Source organism: Sphingobacterium sp. UBA5996 (assembly GCF_002429765.1).
Taxonomy (GTDB): domain Bacteria; phylum Bacteroidota; class Bacteroidia; order Sphingobacteriales; family Sphingobacteriaceae; genus Sphingobacterium.
Genome location: NZ_DJAS01000003.1, coordinates 344633 through 360702, shown reverse-complemented (window position 1 = coordinate 360702; position 16070 = coordinate 344633). Strand labels below are relative to the sequence as shown.

The 16070-nt window shown below is 40.7% G+C and carries 14 protein-coding genes; 7 read left to right on the top strand and 7 right to left on the bottom strand.

Annotated elements, in window-relative coordinates; genetic code table 11:
• Positions 1-29: 29 nt before the first annotated feature.
• Complete coding sequence (gene lptB, locus B3E00_RS02555; RefSeq protein WP_209580433.1) at positions 30-764, top strand: LPS export ABC transporter ATP-binding protein; 735 nt, start codon at positions 30-32, stop codon at positions 762-764.
• Between the two features lie 22 nt (positions 765-786).
• Positions 787-2301, top strand: coding sequence for a GH3 auxin-responsive promoter family protein (locus B3E00_RS02550; RefSeq protein WP_209580431.1), 1515 nt, complete (start codon positions 787-789; stop codon positions 2299-2301).
• A gap of 213 nt (positions 2302-2514) precedes the next feature.
• Here the strand turns inward: B3E00_RS02550 and B3E00_RS02545 are convergent, their stop codons facing one another.
• Positions 2515-2673: a hypothetical protein gene (locus B3E00_RS02545; protein WP_209580429.1), complete on the bottom strand. Its 159-nt coding sequence runs from the start codon at positions 2671-2673 to the stop codon at positions 2515-2517.
• Positions 2674-2997: 324 nt separating this feature from the next.
• On the opposite strand from B3E00_RS02545, the gene B3E00_RS02540 reads away from it, so the two are divergent.
• The gene (locus B3E00_RS02540; RefSeq protein WP_209580427.1) at positions 2998-4068 is read left to right on the top strand and encodes a branched-chain amino acid aminotransferase; all 1071 of its coding nucleotides are present in this window, start codon (positions 2998-3000) and stop codon (positions 4066-4068) included.
• A gap of 81 nt (positions 4069-4149) precedes the next feature.
• Here the strand turns inward: B3E00_RS02540 and miaA are convergent, their stop codons facing one another.
• Genes miaA through pdxA form a run of 4 tightly spaced genes read right to left on the bottom strand, consistent with a single transcriptional unit; the run spans position 4150 to position 8314 of the window.
• The gene (miaA, locus tag B3E00_RS02535) at positions 4150-5085 is read right to left on the bottom strand and encodes a tRNA (adenosine(37)-N6)-dimethylallyltransferase MiaA (protein WP_293936727.1); all 936 of its coding nucleotides are present in this window, start codon (positions 5083-5085) and stop codon (positions 4150-4152) included.
• Positions 5086-5130: 45 nt separating this feature from the next.
• Positions 5131-5724 (bottom strand): IS1096 element passenger TnpR family protein, encoded by a 594-nt coding sequence (locus B3E00_RS02530; RefSeq protein WP_293936724.1) that lies wholly within the window; start codon positions 5722-5724, stop codon positions 5131-5133.
• Between the two features lie 46 nt (positions 5725-5770).
• On the bottom strand, positions 5771-7204 hold the full coding sequence (locus tag B3E00_RS02525; RefSeq protein ID WP_209580421.1) for a CCA tRNA nucleotidyltransferase: 1434 nt from the start codon (positions 7202-7204) through the stop codon (positions 5771-5773).
• 54 nt (positions 7205-7258) lie between these two features.
• Positions 7259-8314, bottom strand: coding sequence for a 4-hydroxythreonine-4-phosphate dehydrogenase PdxA (gene pdxA, locus B3E00_RS02520; RefSeq protein ID WP_209580420.1), 1056 nt, complete (start codon positions 8312-8314; stop codon positions 7259-7261).
• Positions 8315-8476: 162 nt separating this feature from the next.
• Here pdxA and rsmA point away from each other — a divergent pair, with 162 nt between their 5' ends.
• The 3 genes from rsmA to B3E00_RS02505 are packed head-to-tail and all read left to right on the top strand — an operon-like array spanning position 8477 to position 11431.
• Positions 8477-9256: a 16S rRNA (adenine(1518)-N(6)/adenine(1519)-N(6))-dimethyltransferase RsmA gene (rsmA, locus tag B3E00_RS02515; RefSeq protein ID WP_209580418.1), complete on the top strand. Its 780-nt coding sequence runs from the start codon at positions 8477-8479 to the stop codon at positions 9254-9256.
• A 1-nt stretch (position 9257) separates the two neighbouring features.
• On the top strand, positions 9258-10457 hold the full coding sequence (locus tag B3E00_RS02510; RefSeq protein WP_293936722.1) for an FAD-dependent monooxygenase: 1200 nt from the start codon (positions 9258-9260) through the stop codon (positions 10455-10457).
• A gap of 41 nt (positions 10458-10498) precedes the next feature.
• Positions 10499-11431 carry an NAD(P)-dependent oxidoreductase gene (locus B3E00_RS02505; protein ID WP_293936719.1) on the top strand — a complete coding sequence of 311 codons (933 nt, stop codon included), beginning with the start codon at positions 10499-10501 and terminating at the stop codon, positions 11429-11431.
• 94 nt (positions 11432-11525) lie between these two features.
• Here the strand turns inward: B3E00_RS02505 and B3E00_RS02500 are convergent, their stop codons facing one another.
• Positions 11526-12404, bottom strand: a complete 879-nt coding sequence (locus B3E00_RS02500; protein WP_293936717.1) for a hypothetical protein — start codon at positions 12402-12404, stop codon at positions 11526-11528.
• Positions 12405-12589: 185 nt separating this feature from the next.
• Between B3E00_RS02500 and acs the strand changes: the two genes are divergently transcribed.
• Positions 12590-14506: an acetate--CoA ligase gene (acs, locus tag B3E00_RS02495; protein WP_293936714.1), complete on the top strand. Its 1917-nt coding sequence runs from the start codon at positions 12590-12592 to the stop codon at positions 14504-14506.
• 165 nt (positions 14507-14671) lie between these two features.
• On the opposite strand, the gene B3E00_RS02490 is transcribed toward acs, so the two are convergent.
• Positions 14672-15664 carry an energy transducer TonB gene (locus B3E00_RS02490; RefSeq protein WP_293936711.1) on the bottom strand — a complete coding sequence of 331 codons (993 nt, stop codon included), beginning with the start codon at positions 15662-15664 and terminating at the stop codon, positions 14672-14674.
• Positions 15665-16070 lie beyond the last annotated feature (406 nt).

The following is a 16070-nucleotide window of genomic DNA, read 5'->3' as shown; positions in this document are numbered from 1 at the left end:
ATTTACACAACAATAGATATTCCACGAAGATGATTTTAAAGGCAGAGCATCTTATCAAAAAGTATAAACAGCGCACCGTTGTCAACGATGTTTCTTTCTTTGTAGAGCAGGGAGAGATCGTCGGGTTATTGGGCCCGAACGGAGCTGGAAAAACGACCTCTTTCTATATGATCGTTGGTCTTATTAAGCCCAATGAAGGGAAGGTATTTCTCGACGATCAGGAAATTACGCAAGATGCGATGTACCAACGCGCTCAACGAGGGATAGGTTATCTCGCTCAGGAAGCATCGGTCTTCCGGAAGCTTTCTGTGGAAAACAACATCCTGGCTGTATTAGAAATACACTATCCGAATAAAGAAGAACGTTTGGCAAAACTGGAAGAACTACTCACAGAATTCAGCCTACACCGTGTCCGTAAAAACAGAGGTGATTTGTTATCTGGTGGCGAACGTCGACGTACCGAAATTGCGCGGGCATTAGCTGCAAATCCATCCTTTATTCTTTTGGATGAACCTTTTGCAGGGGTCGACCCAATCGCCGTGGAAGAAATTCAGACGATTGTGGCCAAACTCAAAACCCGTAATATCGGCATCTTAATTACCGATCACAACGTGCAGGAAACATTATCAATCACCGATAGGGCCTATCTGCTAACCGAAGGAAAGATTATGCTGACGGGTACACCTGAGGAGATTGCGGATAATGAGCTTGCCCGTAAATTTTATCTCGGTCGACATTTTGAGTTAAGAAGGAAAAAATTTTAAAAATTAAAGACAAACCTCCCCTATGGCCTTATTAAATTCCATTTTTACTTGGTTCATGAAAAAAAGAATTCACCAGATTGAACTTTTCATGAAATATCCGCATGATGTTCAAGAAGAATGGTTTCAAAGTTTAATTGCCACTGCGGAAGCAACAGAATGGGGAAAAAAATACGATTACACAAGTATATTAACGCCTGAAATTTTCAAAGAACGTGTCCCTATACAGGACTACGACGATATTAAGGGTTATGTTGATCGTATGATTAAAGGTGAGCAAAATATTCTGTGGCCATCGGATATCAAATGGTTTGCGAAGTCTTCGGGCACTACCTCAGATCGAAGCAAATTTATTCCAGTCAGTGAAGAAGCACTCGAAGAATGCCACTTCCAGGGGGGGAAGGATATGTTGACAATCTATTGCCATAATAGGCCCGAAAACCGTGTATTTACAGGGAAATCGGTGGTTATCGGTGGTTCTTCACAAATAAACAATTTTAGTCCAGATTCCTATTATGGTGATCTTTCGTCGATTCTCATTCGGAATCTGCCTTTTTGGGCCGAATTTAAACGGACACCAAATATGGAAGTAACTTTAAACCCAAACTTTGAAGAAAAAATTGAGCAAATTGCTCAAATCACGCTTAAAGAAAACGTAACGAGCCTGGCAGGTGTACCCACTTGGAATATCGTTATGGCCAAACGTATACTTGAAATTACAGGTAAAGACAACTTACTGGAGATATGGCCAAATCTCGAATTTTATGGACACGGGGGCGTGAGCTTCAAACCTTACCGTGAACAATTCCAAAAATTGATCCCGTCAGACAACATGTATTATTTGGAGAATTATAATGCTTCAGAAGGCTATTTTGGTTTACAGGACCAATCTGATTCGGAAGATCTCCTACTCATGTTGGATTATGGTATTTATTACGAGTTTTTACCTACAGAGCGAATGCAGGAAGAAAATCCGTCAACGCTACGCTTGGATCAGGTTGAACTAGGTAAAAATTATGCATTGATCATCTCGACCAACGCAGGTCTTTGGCGTTATAAAATCGGGGATACCATAAAATTTACATCATTATCCCCTTATCGTTTTCAGATCTCCGGACGCACCAAACAATACATTAATACTTTTGGGGAAGAAGTTATCGTCGACAATGCCGAACAGGCACTGGCCGAAGCGAGCAAACTGACTCAAGCTCGAATAAAAGATTATACGGCAGGACCGGTATATTTTAAAGATGCCCAAGCTGGCGCACATGAATGGGTGATCGAATTTGAACAACAACCCAATGATTTTAAGCGTTTCTGTGAAATATTAGACGCGAAGCTCCGTGAAATCAATTCGGATTATGACGCCAAGCGTTTTAAAGATATGGCTCTCCGCCAGCCCATCGTTCATAATGCACCCGAAGATACATTTTACAAATGGATGAAATCACGCGGTAAGCTCGGGGGGCAAAATAAGGTTCCTAGATTGAGTAATAATCGCGAATATATCGACCCGCTCTTAAAACTACTCGCTAGCTAAATGATACATTAAGTATGATTACTTCATGATACAACATGAAACATGATGAAGCATACGGCCGAAATAATAGCCTAGCCTCCGGCTGGAGATTAGCCAAAATTTCCAGGACTTTTTATTTTGGCTAATCTCATGGTATCCAATCGTTGTTGAAAAAACTACTGCGAGTTCATTTGATGTGATAAGCCCAAAAGCTTACACAATTGTGGAGGTTTGTTAGGGTTTAATTGCTGTTTTATATAAAAACACAAAAAAACCGAGGATAAAATTCATCGAAATACCTTTCTTCTGAACTTCAACGTCACGCGGTAACAATGTGTGTACATCGCCAGATGTTACTTCATTACCTTTGTCAAGACTGTGAGTCAATTCCATACTTAGTTTATTTTATGATAAGTGATTTTATAGCGTTACTGCAAACCACAAAGCCCATCAAAATGGTTGCATCCTTTACAGCCAAACTTTATGCCATACTATTGAAACCCGACATTAATTAATAAAAAATTAACACTATTAATTATGAATACTTATGCGCATTAAAAAATGCATCGAAATTCTTCCATTTCAAAAAAAAGTGTAGTAAAATGGGGAACAACTGTCCGAAATAAAAGGCATATCCATACCTGCAAATTATCCAGCTATACGTGCGACTTATATTTCATTTTTTTCCTAACTTAGCCTATGTAATTAAAAAATAAGATGAACGCGACAGAGAACTATTCAATTCGCGTAGAGCCAACTCAAAATTCAAGACTCTCGCAAGTAGATTTCGACAATCTAAAATTCGGAAAGATTTTATCCGACCACATGCTGGTCGCAAACTATGATGACGGTGAATGGAAAGATGTCAGCATCGTTCCTTATGGAGATATCAGTATTAGCCCTTCAATGTCCGCTTTACATTATGGTCAAGCGATCTTCGAAGGAATCAAAGCTTATAAATTTGCCGATGGAACAGTAAGCATTTTCCGTCCGGACAGGAACTGGGAAAGATTCAACAAATCTGCAGCTCGTTTACAAATGCCCGAGGTACCTGAAGAGATTTTTATGGATGGCTTAAGCAAGCTATTGGACATCGACCGCAATTGGATTCCAGCAAAAGAAGGCTCATCCTTGTATATACGCCCTTTTATGTTCGCAACAGAAGCAGCATTAGGTGTGCACCCTTCTAAATCATACAAATTTATTGTTATCACAGGTCCAGTTGGCGCATATTACAGCAAAGCAATTAGTTTAAAAGTAGAAACTTACTACACACGCGCTGCTGAAGGTGGTGTCGGTTTTTCTAAGAATGCCGGTAACTATGCGCTATCACTTTATCCAACACAATTGGCAAATGATGAAGGTTATGACCAAATTATGTGGACTGATGCTTCCGAGCACAAATACATTGAAGAAGCCGGTACAGCGAATCTTATTTTCCGCATTGGAGATACGATCATCACTCCACATGGCGACACAATCCTACATGGTGTTACGCGTCGGACAATCATGGAATTGGCAGAAAAATGGGGCTATAAAACGGAGCAGAGAAAGGTATCTGTACAAGAACTAATTGATGGTATAAAAGCAGGTATCGTGACAGAAGCTTTCGCAGCGGGCACTGCAGCCACCATTACAGATATCAGCCGTATCGGTTTTGAAGGACAGGATTATAATTTGCCGCCAGTCGAAGGCCGCGAATTTTCAAATCGTGTTTTGAATTACCTTAATGATTTACGCTACGGCAAAGTAGAAGATCCATATGGATGGAACTATCTAGTAAAATAGTCCTCCAGGAAAAATAAAAAAGCCTTGGTTATTCATAACCAAGGCTTTTTTATTTCCTATTCGTATAACTTTTACAAAACCCTACCTCACCGCATCCCTATGGATGTGCCCAGCCAGTTCCTTTTGGATAAATTCAATAATAGCTGCAGTCTCATGGGCTAGAAACCAATGTGTACGACCATATTTTTTAAACCAGGTGATCTGTCTTTTGGCGTAACGCCTAGAGTTCTGCTTGATTTTCGCTATTGCTTCCTCCAAAGACTGCTTACCATCAAGATAATCAAACAATTCCGCATAACCTACTGTAAGCAGAGCAGGTTTCGTCTTGAAAGGAAATAAAGCTTTCACTTCATCCAGTAAGCCTTTGGTCATCATCAGATCTATACGCGAATTGATCCTTTCGTACAACTTCGCCCGGTCCATATTCAGCCCTATCGTAAGGACATCAAAAGGCCTTCTCTCAACATCTTTCTTGTGGTAGAAAGACATCGGTTTACCGGTTGCCTCAAAAACTTCAAGAGCCCGCACGACACGTTGCGGATTATCCATATCGGCCGTTTCAAAATATATCGGGTCGATGCTCTTCAATCGATCTTTTAAGACTTCCAGTCCTAAAACTGCAAGTTCATGATTAAGCCTCTCGCGGACATCATCCCCTGCCTTAGGCAAATCGTCCAATCCTTCGCAAAGCGCCCGCACAAATAAGCCAGAGCCGCCTACCATAATCACGACGTCATTTAATTGAAATAGTTCTTCTAACTTCAGCAACGCCTCACGCTCAAAATCTCCTGCAGAATAATCCTGTGTAATCGTATGCGAATCAATAAAATAGTGGGGAGCAGCAGCTAATTCCTCTGGATCTGGCTTTGCAGTACCAATGGACATCTCTCGGTAAAACTGACGAGAATCTGCAGAAATTATTGCTGTTTTAAAATATTGTGCCAATGAAATAGCCATTGCAGTCTTACCAACAGCTGTTGGCCCCACAATGGCTATCAATGTTTTTCTATTTGCCATATTTTAACACTTTAAAAGCTGAAACAACCTCTAAAGTCTTCTTAATTAATATTCGTCTTCGTAGCCAGTGGATTCTTCACGCTCTTCACCTTCTTCCCCCTCTTCCTCGTCGTCACCATCACTATCGAAGCCATCCAATTCATCTTCATCATCCACACCATATTGCGTATCATCTTCCTCTACAAATTCATCCTCTTCAAGAGCATCTGCTACCGGGAAATTAGCCGCAGTCATCGTCTTAGGAACCTGTCCAATAGATTTAAATAAAGCAGGATAAACCTTTCCGTCCTCTTCTTTCAAAATCTTGATCAATTCAACCTGAAAGTCATAAGGGCGATCAAAATTGTAAACGTAGTAAAATTTCTGATGTGGGTCATCAATAAACTTGCTTAAACGGATATTCTCCATCAACAATACCTCAGCATCTTTTTTACGTTGAGTAGGCTTGAATGCAATTTCAGTTCCCTTTTTCCATTGATCATTACTTACATAAAAAGAGGAAGATGCATCTGCATTATATCCTGTCGATTTATGGATTTCCTCATGTAGGTCTATAAATGTACTTTTAGAAGGCATGTCAATCTCACGGTACACATCTTCATAATCTTCAAAAGTAACTCTAAATCTATAAATTGCCATCTCTACTATTTTCTTCTTTTAACCTTTTTAAAAATAATACTATATTTTAAGAATTGGAAATTTCCAATGGGATTTCTTGTTTGATTGTCAAGTTCATTTCCACTGCTTTTTGAACCAGAAATTGATAGGCTTCTATTCGGGAGTTTGGAATCTCGCCCTCCAGAATAGCTTCACGAATCAAATTTTTAAGCTGTCCAACGGTACGTCCTGGTGCCAAGCCGAATAAGAGCATAATATCCTCCCCACTGATTGGTGGCTGCCAATTTCGCACCTTGTCCCGCTCTTCGACATCCTTCAGTTTTTGTTTGACAAGTTCAAAATTCTGTCGATATTTTTTCTTTTTAAACTCATTCTTTGTTGTCACATCCGCATGGCACAGCATCATCAGTGCTTCAATGTCGTCACCAGCCTCAAATAACAAACGGCGTACGGCCGAATCTGTTACAATATCTTGTGCCAATACAATCGGCCGAAGATGCAATTGTACCAGCTTCTGAACAAATTTCATTTTCTCGTGGAGCGGAAGCTTCAATTCAGCAAATAGCTTGGGAACCATCCGGGCACCACGATCTTCATGGCCATGAAAAGTCCAGCCGAGCTTTTTATCGAAACGTTTCGTTGCTGGTTTAGCAATATCATGCATAATCGCCGCCCAACGTAACCAGAGATCATCTGATAATTCGCATACATTATCAAGGACTTCCAACGTATGATAGAAATTATCTTTATGCCCCTTGCCATCAATAATATCCACACCATGTAGATTATACATCGCCGGAAATATCAATTCCAATAGACCGGTATCAAACAAGTATTTGAATCCTACCGAAGGTTTTGGGGAAAGAATAATCTTATTGATTTCATCAATAATCCGCTCTTTGGAAATAATTTGTATCCGCTCTTTGGTATCGGTAATTGCTGTAATTGCTTCGATAGCAATTTTAAAATTCAACTGCGTGGCGAATCGAATGGCGCGCATCATACGCAATGGGTCGTCCGAAAACGTTTCTATCGGATCCAAGGGGGTTCTAATGATCCGCTGTTCAAGATCTTGTACACCTCCGAACGGATCGACTAAAGTACCATAGTCAGCTTTATTCAGTGAAAAGGCCATTGCATTGATCGTAAAATCACGTCTATTTTGATCATCGGATAGGGAGCCATCTTCTACGATAGGCTTGCGCGAATTCGCGCGGTAGGATTCCCTTCGAGCACCCACAAATTCCACATTGAGGCCCTCATACACAAGCATTGCTGTGCCGAAATTCTTATATACGGCAACTTTAGTATGTAGCTTTTCACCCAGTGAAGTCGCAAATTCAATTCCACTCCCGACAACAACAATATCCACATCATTCTTAAAAGGACGCTTCATGATATAGTCGCGGACATACCCACCAATGACATAACATTCGGTATGTGTTGTCTCGGCGAGTTCCTTAATGATGGTAAAGATTGGATGTTGTAAATTATCGTACATAGTCAAAACAGCAGGTAAAAAACCAAACAGTTTGCAAAAGTAACAATTTTTTCCCTAATCCCTATCTTTGGATAATTTACGGAAAGCAAGTGGATTTTTAAGCAATTCAGCTTGTTCACGGCGACGCTTTACAATATGCAATGCAGAAAAAATAGCTTCTACAAAAGAACTTTCGGAAGCTAGATTTTTTCCGGCAATATCATATCCTGTGCCATGATCTGGCGAGGTTCTTACGATAGGTAGACCAGCGGTATAATTTACACCGGCACCTTTAGCGATATGTTTAAAAGGAATCAACCCTTGGTCATGGTACATCGCCAACACCGCATCAAATTTCTCATATGCCCCTTTCGCGAAAAATCCATCGGCCGGATAAGGACCAAAACAGAAGATCCCCAGTTCGTTGGCCTTTTCTACGGTAGGCCTGATGATCTGATCATCTTCGGTACCAATAATGCCATGATCTCCCGCATGTGGATTGAGCCCTAAAACAGCTATTTTAGGCTTTTCTACCCAAAAATCTTTCTTCAGCGAATCATTCATCAAAGCAAGTTTTTTAAGAATGGCCTCTTCGGTAATTTGAGCAGCAACCTCATGTAAAGGAATATGACCGGTCACCACGCCGATACGCAGTTCATCACATACCATAAACATCAATACATCATCGGCTCCAACTTTGGCTTGCAAGTATTCGGTATGCCCTGGAAATTGAAATCCTTCCTGCTGGATGTTGTGCTTATTAATTGGAGCCGTCACCAAAGCATCGATTTTACCCGCTTTTAGATCTTCAACAGCTTTCTCTAAGGACAAGAAAGCATATTTACCGCCAATTTCGTTTTCTTCACCCAGCGAAATCTTGACGTCTTCCTGCCAGCAATTGATCATATTTGCTCTTTTGGAATGCGCCTGCTCAGCATCATTAATAACATTAAAGCTAAAATCATTTACGCCGATCGCTTTACGATGAAAAGAAGCAACCTTTGTGTTTCCATAAACCACTGGTGTAAAGAAGTCACACAAACGTTGATCCACCAAAGATTTAATGATTACTTCAAGTCCAATGCCGTTAATATCGCCTACGGTAATTCCGATTTTTAATTTATCGCTCATTCTGTTTAAATGCTTTGATTCAAAAATAGGGATTTTTTTTTTAGTATTAGGTATTGTCCTTTATCCTTGTTCTTTGCCCGTTGCTCTTTTTTAACGCTTAGCTTTTCACTGCTGACTTCTAATTTCTGACTTTTAATTTTTAATTTTCATTACTTTTGCAACATGAGTACAGTAAGAGCAAAAAAACATTTAGGACAGCATTTCTTAAACGATAAAAATGCTGCACAAAAGATTGTGGAAGCATTGGATCCTAAATTGGGTTTTAGCCAAGTGCTTGAAGTCGGTCCAGGGATGGGAGTACTTTCGGATTTTCTGTTGCAGAAAGAGGAATACGAAACCTATTTAATCGATGTGGATGATGAATCCATCGCTTATTTGGATGACAAATATCCCCAATTGGGCAAAAGGTTAATCCATGGGGATTTCCTAAACCTTGATTTTTCACAATACTTCGGCGAGAAAATGGCCGTTATTGGCAATTTTCCCTACAACATATCTTCTCAAATTCTCTTTAAAATTTTGGATGAACGTCAACGTGTCGTTCAGATGACAGGTATGTTCCAAAAAGAAGTGGCTGAACGCTGTACGGCTAAAGCGGGCAGTAAGGAATATGGCATATTAAGTGTCTTTTTACAGGCTTACTATAAGGTAGAATACCTATTTACCGTCAAGGCGGGAGCATTTAATCCGCCTCCAAAGGTATTGTCAGGCGTTATTCGCATGACCCGCAATGAACGGGATCAATTGGCCTGCGATGAGAAACTGTTTTGGCGCGTTGTGAAAGCAGGTTTCAACCAACGTCGTAAAACCCTCCGGAATTCACTCTCAGGCGTTGTTCCCAAAGATAAAATGTCCGATAATCCACTCTACGAACTACGAGCAGAGCGACTGACGGTAGATGATTTTGTGGGCTTAACAAATGAAATAGCAAATAGTCTTTAATATGCGGGCGGCAGACAGCACATTTATTATCGTTGGTGGAGGTATCGCGGGATTATGTGCTGCAATCGGGCTTGCAAAGCTGGGCATTGAAGCACAGGTATATGAAAGTGCTGCTGAGCTTAAAGGCATAGGTGCTGGATTTGGCCTTGCAGCCAATGCCATGCAGGCTTTAGCGTATTTGGGATTGAAAGATGAAATCGTTCCGATAGGACATTATCTTGCATCCTACCATGTCTTGGATCAAAAGGGAAATATATTGGTTGAACCAGATACCAGATCAATCAGCCGAAAATATCAACAGGACAACTTCGCTATCCATCGGGCAGACCTGCATCAATTTCTATTATCCAAAATCCCAACCACACAGATCCACCTGGGCAAACGCGCTGTTTCCTTCGAACGACAGGGTGAAGAGATTCGAGTTTATTTCGCCGATGGAAGCGATACAAACGGACATGCCCTTTTAATTGCTGATGGTGTACACTCCCCCCTACGGCAGCAACTTATACCCGGTTCGGCACCACGTTATTCTGGTTACACCTGCTGGCGGGCCACCATTGACAATAGCAGCATACAACTCAACAAAGGGACGGAAACCTGGGGTGCGAAAGGACGTTTTGGAATGACCCCACTTGTCAATAACCGGATTTATTGGTACGCTTGCATTAATTCATCTGCACAAAATCCAGTTTTAAAAAATTGGAAAACAAGGGAGCTGCTCGACAACTTCAGCGACTATCATCCCCCTATTCCAACGATCCTGTCTGAGACTAGCGATAGTCAATTGATTGCAAATGATATTATCGACATCGCACCGCTTGAGCAGCTTGCATTTGACAATATACTGTTGCTTGGTGATGCCGGACATGCCACGACCCCAAACTTGGGGCAGGGAGCTTGTCAGGCTATTGAAGATGTCGCTGTACTGATGGACGAGCTACAAACAGCAGCTTCGGTTACCTTAGCCTTCCAACAATTCGAAAAAAGGCGATTGGATCGGGTTAATTATATTTGCAATACATCCTGGAGGATAGGCACAATTGCACAATGGGAAAATCCATTTTTGATAGGAATGCGAAATTTTTGCATGAGAATCATGCCGAACCGCATGAAGCAACAGCAGCTAAACAAATTACTGTCTGTGGATTTTATGCAGATTAACCGTAATCATGCCCCTGGGCACAAAATCAATACGAAATAGAAGCACTATTTATTTATCGTTCCCACATAAAAAATAATTGGATGAAAACTACTATTCTGATCGTCGACGACATTCATGAGATCATGCTTGAGAAATTTGAGCAGGCAGGTATCCATTACGATTATCAGCCTGCTATCAGCCGAGCAGAAGCCGAGCAAATTATTTCTAACTATTCAGGCCTGGTCATCCGTTCCAAATTTCAGGTCGATAAAGCATTTTTTGACCTAGCGCCCAACCTCCGCTTTATCGCCCGCGCAGGGGCCGGTATGGACAATATTGACGATGTCATTGCCGCGCAAAGGGCTGTGCAGTTAATTCCAGCCAATGAAGGCAATCGGGATGCTGTAGGTGAGCATATGATCGGAATGTTGCTTAGTCTGATGAACAATCTGAATCGTGGCGACCAACAAATACGATCTGGCCAGTGGTTGCGTGAAGCCAATCGTGGATACGAACTTAAGGGGCGTACTGTAGGGTTGATCGGCTATGGGCACAATGGTATGGCCATGGCAAAAAAACTATCGGGCTTTGATGTACAGGTGCTTGCTTATGATAAATATCGAATCGACTATACCGATCAATATGCAACAGAAGCAGACATGGAAAAAATCTACAAAGAAGCTGATGTACTCAGTTTTCATATTCCCTTAACAGACGAAACACGTGGAATGATTGATGCGGATTATCTAGCTAAATTTGAAAAACCTATTTTCTTTTTACTCGGAGCACGTGGCGGTATTGTGCAGGTACCTGCAGTGCTTGATCAGCTCGATTCTGGGGCCATTCTCGGAGCGGCTTTTGACGTGTTGCCTGTCGAAAAGTTCCCAACGCTAGCAGAACAAGTCTGGTATGCAGATCTTATCCGCAGGGATAATGTAATCTTATCTCCCCATGTTGCCGGATGGACATTTGAAAGTTATTATAAATTATCAGAAATCGCCGCCGATAAGATCATTGCATTTCTGACATCTTGAGTTTTACACGGCTCATTGGTCAAAATCTTTCGTGCAGCAGGCAGCTTCAATACATGATGTCCGAGTAATCTATTTTTGCTGCCCCTGAAAAAACTCATGCTGCTGGACTAAAGATGACTAGTAGAACAACAATCAAAAACTGTAATACCAAACTACCGTCGAGTAGATAAGCATAGTGATAATGGTCTTTTGTTTTAAAAACTGCCAGTTTTAGCAAAGCAAATATGAGCAGGTTTGTCAAAATCAATCCAATTTTTATGAGTACAGTATAAGGTACTGTCAAGATCAGAACACAATGCAAGCCCAGCAGCAAATAGGTTAAATTCTTTGCTTTTTGTTCGCCCAACATATTGGGTAAAGTTCGTAAGTGATAATAAGAATCTTGTTGAATATCCCGAATATCAAATGGTAATGTACAGATTAACAAAAATATGAACTTCAATCCACAAAGCGCAACAAATACCCAGCGATCTATGGAGACACCTACATTGGCCAGTTCCACATAAGGAAGCACCACGCTGCTGCAGACCCACACTAAGGCAATATGAAAAATTTTGGCACCAGGAATCTGTCGAAGTCCCACTTTACGATCATGGAACTTAAATAGTGGCATCCCGTATAATAGGCTTAGGATTCCAATAAATCCTAAAAAAAGGAAAGAGTAAATGTGTATAAACCACAAACAATACCCCAGCACAAGCAACGCTATACCATTATTTAACCACATGACCCATTCATGATTAAAGATCCAGCGTGTCCGGGGAAATTTTGATTCTTTTGGATTCTTGGGCTTGGACCACCATAGGCTAAAATTATACAGTAATAGTGTCGCTGTTCCCTCCACCAGCACAATATACCAATTGATGGATCGTTCAAAAATAATGTAAGTCAGTGCACATTGTGCCATGGCTGCCATAGCGATCAGAAGATTCGTATAAATTGTAATATAGAATAGCTTTCTCAGAAAAGACATCTTGGTAAATCTTGATGCAAGATAACAATCTTGATAGACAAAAGTAGTTTAACATTATATTAAACATCATTTTTTTGATAAAATGGGCAAAAACCGCTAAATTGTACACCGAAATCGAAATACCAAAAACAATTTCGCAACGATAACAATATAAATTAAAATAATTCATAATAATCCTAATAACGATGAGCCTACAAATAAAATCATTTGAAGAATATCAAAGTGAATATAAGCGAAGTGTAGAACAACCTGAGGAGTTTTGGGCGAGCATTGCAGATCATTTTTTCTGGAAGAGAAAATGGAATAAGGTGCTAAATTGGAACTTTGAAGAACCCAATGTCAAATGGTTTGAGGGTGCCAAACTAAATATTACAGAAAATTGTCTTGATCGCCATATATATGCAAATGGAGATAAACCGGCCATCATCTGGGAACCTAATGATCCGAATGAAGCACACCGCATTCTTTCCTATAAGCAATTATTGCAGAAGGTGGAGCAATTTGCCAACGTACTTAAAAATAATAACATCAAAAAAGGAGACCGTGTCTGTATTTACTTACCAATGGTTCCCGAATTGGTCATTGCTGTATTGGCTTGCGCCCGTATTGGTGCTATACATTCTGTAGTATTTGGTGGTTTTTCAGCGCGTTCTATCGCAGATCGTATCGAAGATGCCGAATGCAAACTGATTGTCACATCAGATGGCAGTTACCGCGGAAATAAAACTATTGGCCTTAAAAATATTGTAGATGATGCGTTGATGCAGTGTGATACGGTGGAGAAAGTTATTGTGTTAACGCGTACGCGCACCCCGGTATCGATGATTAAAGGCCGTGATGTATGGTGGGAAGATGAGATCAAGAAAGTAGAAACACAAGGAAATCCAGCGTGTCCAGCAGAAGAAATGGATGCTGAAGACACCCTGTTTATTCTCTATACATCAGGATCTACAGGAAAGCCGAAGGGGGTGGTGCACACGTGTGGTGGTTATATGGTATACACCGGTTATACCTTCATGAACACTTTCCAATACCAACCCAACGACGTCTTTTTCTGTACTGCAGATATTGGCTGGATTACAGGTCACAGTTATATCGTTTACGGCCCCTTATCACAAGGCGCTACCTCATTGATGTTTGAAGGTATACCAACCTTCCCGGATGCGAGCCGCTATTGGGATATTGTGGATAAATTCAACGTCAATATTATCTATACCTCACCGACTGCTCTACGTTCATTAATGGCTTTTGGTGATGAATTTGTAGACAAAAACAACCTTTCTTCGTTGCGTGTTTTAGGATCTGTAGGAGAGCCGATCAACGAAGAAGCATGGAACTGGTTTAATGAGAAAGTCGGTAAGAACAATTGTCCTATTGTTGATACGTATTGGCAAACAGAGAACGGGGGCCACTTGATCACTTCATTGGCGGGCGTGACACCAGAGAAAGCAAGCTATGCGATGTTCCCAATGCCAGGTATTCAGCCTGCTTTGATGGACGAGAATGGAAAAGAAATCGAGGGCAATGATGTTACAGGAAACCTGTGTATCAAATTCCCTTGGCCGGGTATGTTACGTACGACGTGGGGAGATCACGACCGCTGTCGTCAAACCTATTTCTCGACCTATAAGGATATGTATTTTACGGGCGACGGATGTTTCCGTAGTCCAGAGGGCTATTACAAAATCACGGGGCGTGTAGATGATGTACTGAACGTTTCGGGCCACCGTATTGGCACAGCTGAAGTTGAAAATGCCATTAATATGCACGCTGACGTTGTCGAATCCGCAATCGTAGGCTATCCGCACGCCGTAAAAGGGCAAGGTATCTATGCCTATGTGATTGCCAATCACCACACAGATGCCGAAGCGACCAGACGCGATATCATGGAAACCGTTTCTCGTATTATCGGCCCGATTGCAAAACCAGACATCATCCAATTTGTCGATGATCTACCAAAAACACGTTCAGGAAAGATCATGCGTCGTATTTTACGTAAGATTGCCGAAGGCGATACCAGCAATTTAGGAGATACTTCTACCCTACAGGATCCGAATGTAGTAGAAGGCATTATACAAGGTGCTGAAGGTCTGAAAAAATAATATATCGTATATGATATATGTAGAAATGGCTGTCCGATTTTTTTGGACAGCCATTTTTAGTTTGATTTATCTATATAACTGCTGTTACATATATATCTTCAAAATGCTATTTCAGCTCTTTGAGATCACTTTTGCACATCCGCTAATTATACGATCTAAATAGGCTTAATTTGATAGGTGCAATTGTATGGGAAGCGTATACTTCACATTAACGGCCTCTCCACGCTGTATGCCGGGCTTCCATTTTCCCGCTCTTTTTATCACGCGAATTCCTTCCTCTCCTGTTCCGAAACCTAGGTCATTCTCTACAACTAAATCCTTTACGTTACCATCTTTGCCTACCACAAACGCTATCCTTACAACGCCAGACACCCCATTACTAATAGCGCCCCTTGGGAAGACATAATTGCTCGCGATGAAGCCCATCAGTCTCGAAATTCCACCAGGGTAATCGGGAGGACTCATAAAGTTCGACGAATCATATTTAAAAACTTCGCCCGAATCCTTTGTTTTAATGCCTGAAATTAATTGATTATTTGTGTAATTTTCAACAAAGCTATCCTTTCCCGACTTTCCTTTCCACTCACCCTCGCGTAAATTACTTTTCATTTTTCCCTCTTCATAACCCCCGCTATAAGTTAAACGGATAAAACCCGTTCCATTTTCCAGTGTTTTATTATTTAGCGAATCATAATACACAACATAAATGGGATCTCCTATTTTCAGTTTTCCCTTTTTAGCTGAACTACTCGGATAAAAAACAATTTTTTCCAATTTATTACGTGGATAAAAGTAAAAAGCAGAATCTACAAGCGCACTGTCGTCGCTATAGTCCTCGATACTTCGTATCGTTCCCTGTTCATAAAATTCATACTTTCGCCCGCGAAATTTAAACGGGTAAAGAGCACTCGTACTGATCCCACTGAGTTTAATGGAGTCGTTGCGCGTATAAAATTCTTCGACACGGTAAACTTTATCCTTCCCGGAGGCGTCGACATGAACTATCCGCGTGTAATAGGCCGAATCCAGATGCTTTGTTTCGGAATCATTTCTCTTGTGATAGCTGGTAAAAGAAACCTGAGCATAAAGGTTTGATAAGCACAAATTAAACGATAAAAAGCATACTAATGACGCCCAAAAACTTAAATAACCCTTCATAAATACTGGTTTGTATAGCAGCAATAATAGGAAATATCAAAGACAATTAAAAAAATAATCGGTTAAATAATTTTTATATTCATTGCGTGTTATACGATAGATTAGTAATTTTAGTTATCCACACAATGTTAATAACATTGTTGAAAACCCATTTTACCGGTAGAACGAACAACATGATCTTATGACTAGACGCCACCCTCATAGAAGCAGTAGAGCAATTGTGCTCCCAAAAAGAAATATTACTTTCTTTTACATAGTATAAAATCAATGATAGGAGCTCAACAGAATAGGTATACTACCTTTAACGGCTTAGAAATAATTTTGGCACTTTTTAAGTGCTTAATACAACAAAAAAAGCCACATCATCCCGACGTGGCCAAAATAAACATATGAATTTAATTAAACA

Excerpts from the sequence above, each read along its gene's own strand:
- lptB (WP_209580433.1), top strand. The coding sequence starts at position 30 with ATGATTTTAAAGGCAGAGCATCTTATCAAAAAGTATAAACAGCGCACC.
- B3E00_RS02550 (WP_209580431.1), top strand. The coding sequence starts at position 787 with ATGGCCTTATTAAATTCCATTTTTACTTGGTTCATGAAAAAAAGAATT.
- B3E00_RS02545 (WP_209580429.1), bottom strand. The coding sequence starts at position 2,673 with ATGGAATTGACTCACAGTCTTGACAAAGGTAATGAAGTAACATCTGGC.
- B3E00_RS02540 (WP_209580427.1), top strand. The coding sequence starts at position 2,998 with ATGAACGCGACAGAGAACTATTCAATTCGCGTAGAGCCAACTCAAAAT.
- miaA (WP_293936727.1), bottom strand. The coding sequence starts at position 5,085 with ATGGCAAATAGAAAAACATTGATAGCCATTGTGGGGCCAACAGCTGTT.
- B3E00_RS02530 (WP_293936724.1), bottom strand. The coding sequence starts at position 5,724 with ATGGCAATTTATAGATTTAGAGTTACTTTTGAAGATTATGAAGATGTG.
- B3E00_RS02525 (WP_209580421.1), bottom strand. The coding sequence starts at position 7,204 with ATGTACGATAATTTACAACATCCAATCTTTACCATCATTAAGGAACTC.
- pdxA (WP_209580420.1), bottom strand. The coding sequence starts at position 8,314 with ATGAGCGATAAATTAAAAATCGGAATTACCGTAGGCGATATTAACGGC.
- rsmA (WP_209580418.1), top strand. The coding sequence starts at position 8,477 with ATGAGTACAGTAAGAGCAAAAAAACATTTAGGACAGCATTTCTTAAAC.
- B3E00_RS02510 (WP_293936722.1), top strand. The coding sequence starts at position 9,258 with ATGCGGGCGGCAGACAGCACATTTATTATCGTTGGTGGAGGTATCGCG.
- B3E00_RS02505 (WP_293936719.1), top strand. The coding sequence starts at position 10,499 with ATGAAAACTACTATTCTGATCGTCGACGACATTCATGAGATCATGCTT.
- B3E00_RS02500 (WP_293936717.1), bottom strand. The coding sequence starts at position 12,404 with ATGTCTTTTCTGAGAAAGCTATTCTATATTACAATTTATACGAATCTT.
- acs (WP_293936714.1), top strand. The coding sequence starts at position 12,590 with ATGAGCCTACAAATAAAATCATTTGAAGAATATCAAAGTGAATATAAG.
- B3E00_RS02490 (WP_293936711.1), bottom strand. The coding sequence starts at position 15,664 with ATGAAGGGTTATTTAAGTTTTTGGGCGTCATTAGTATGCTTTTTATCG.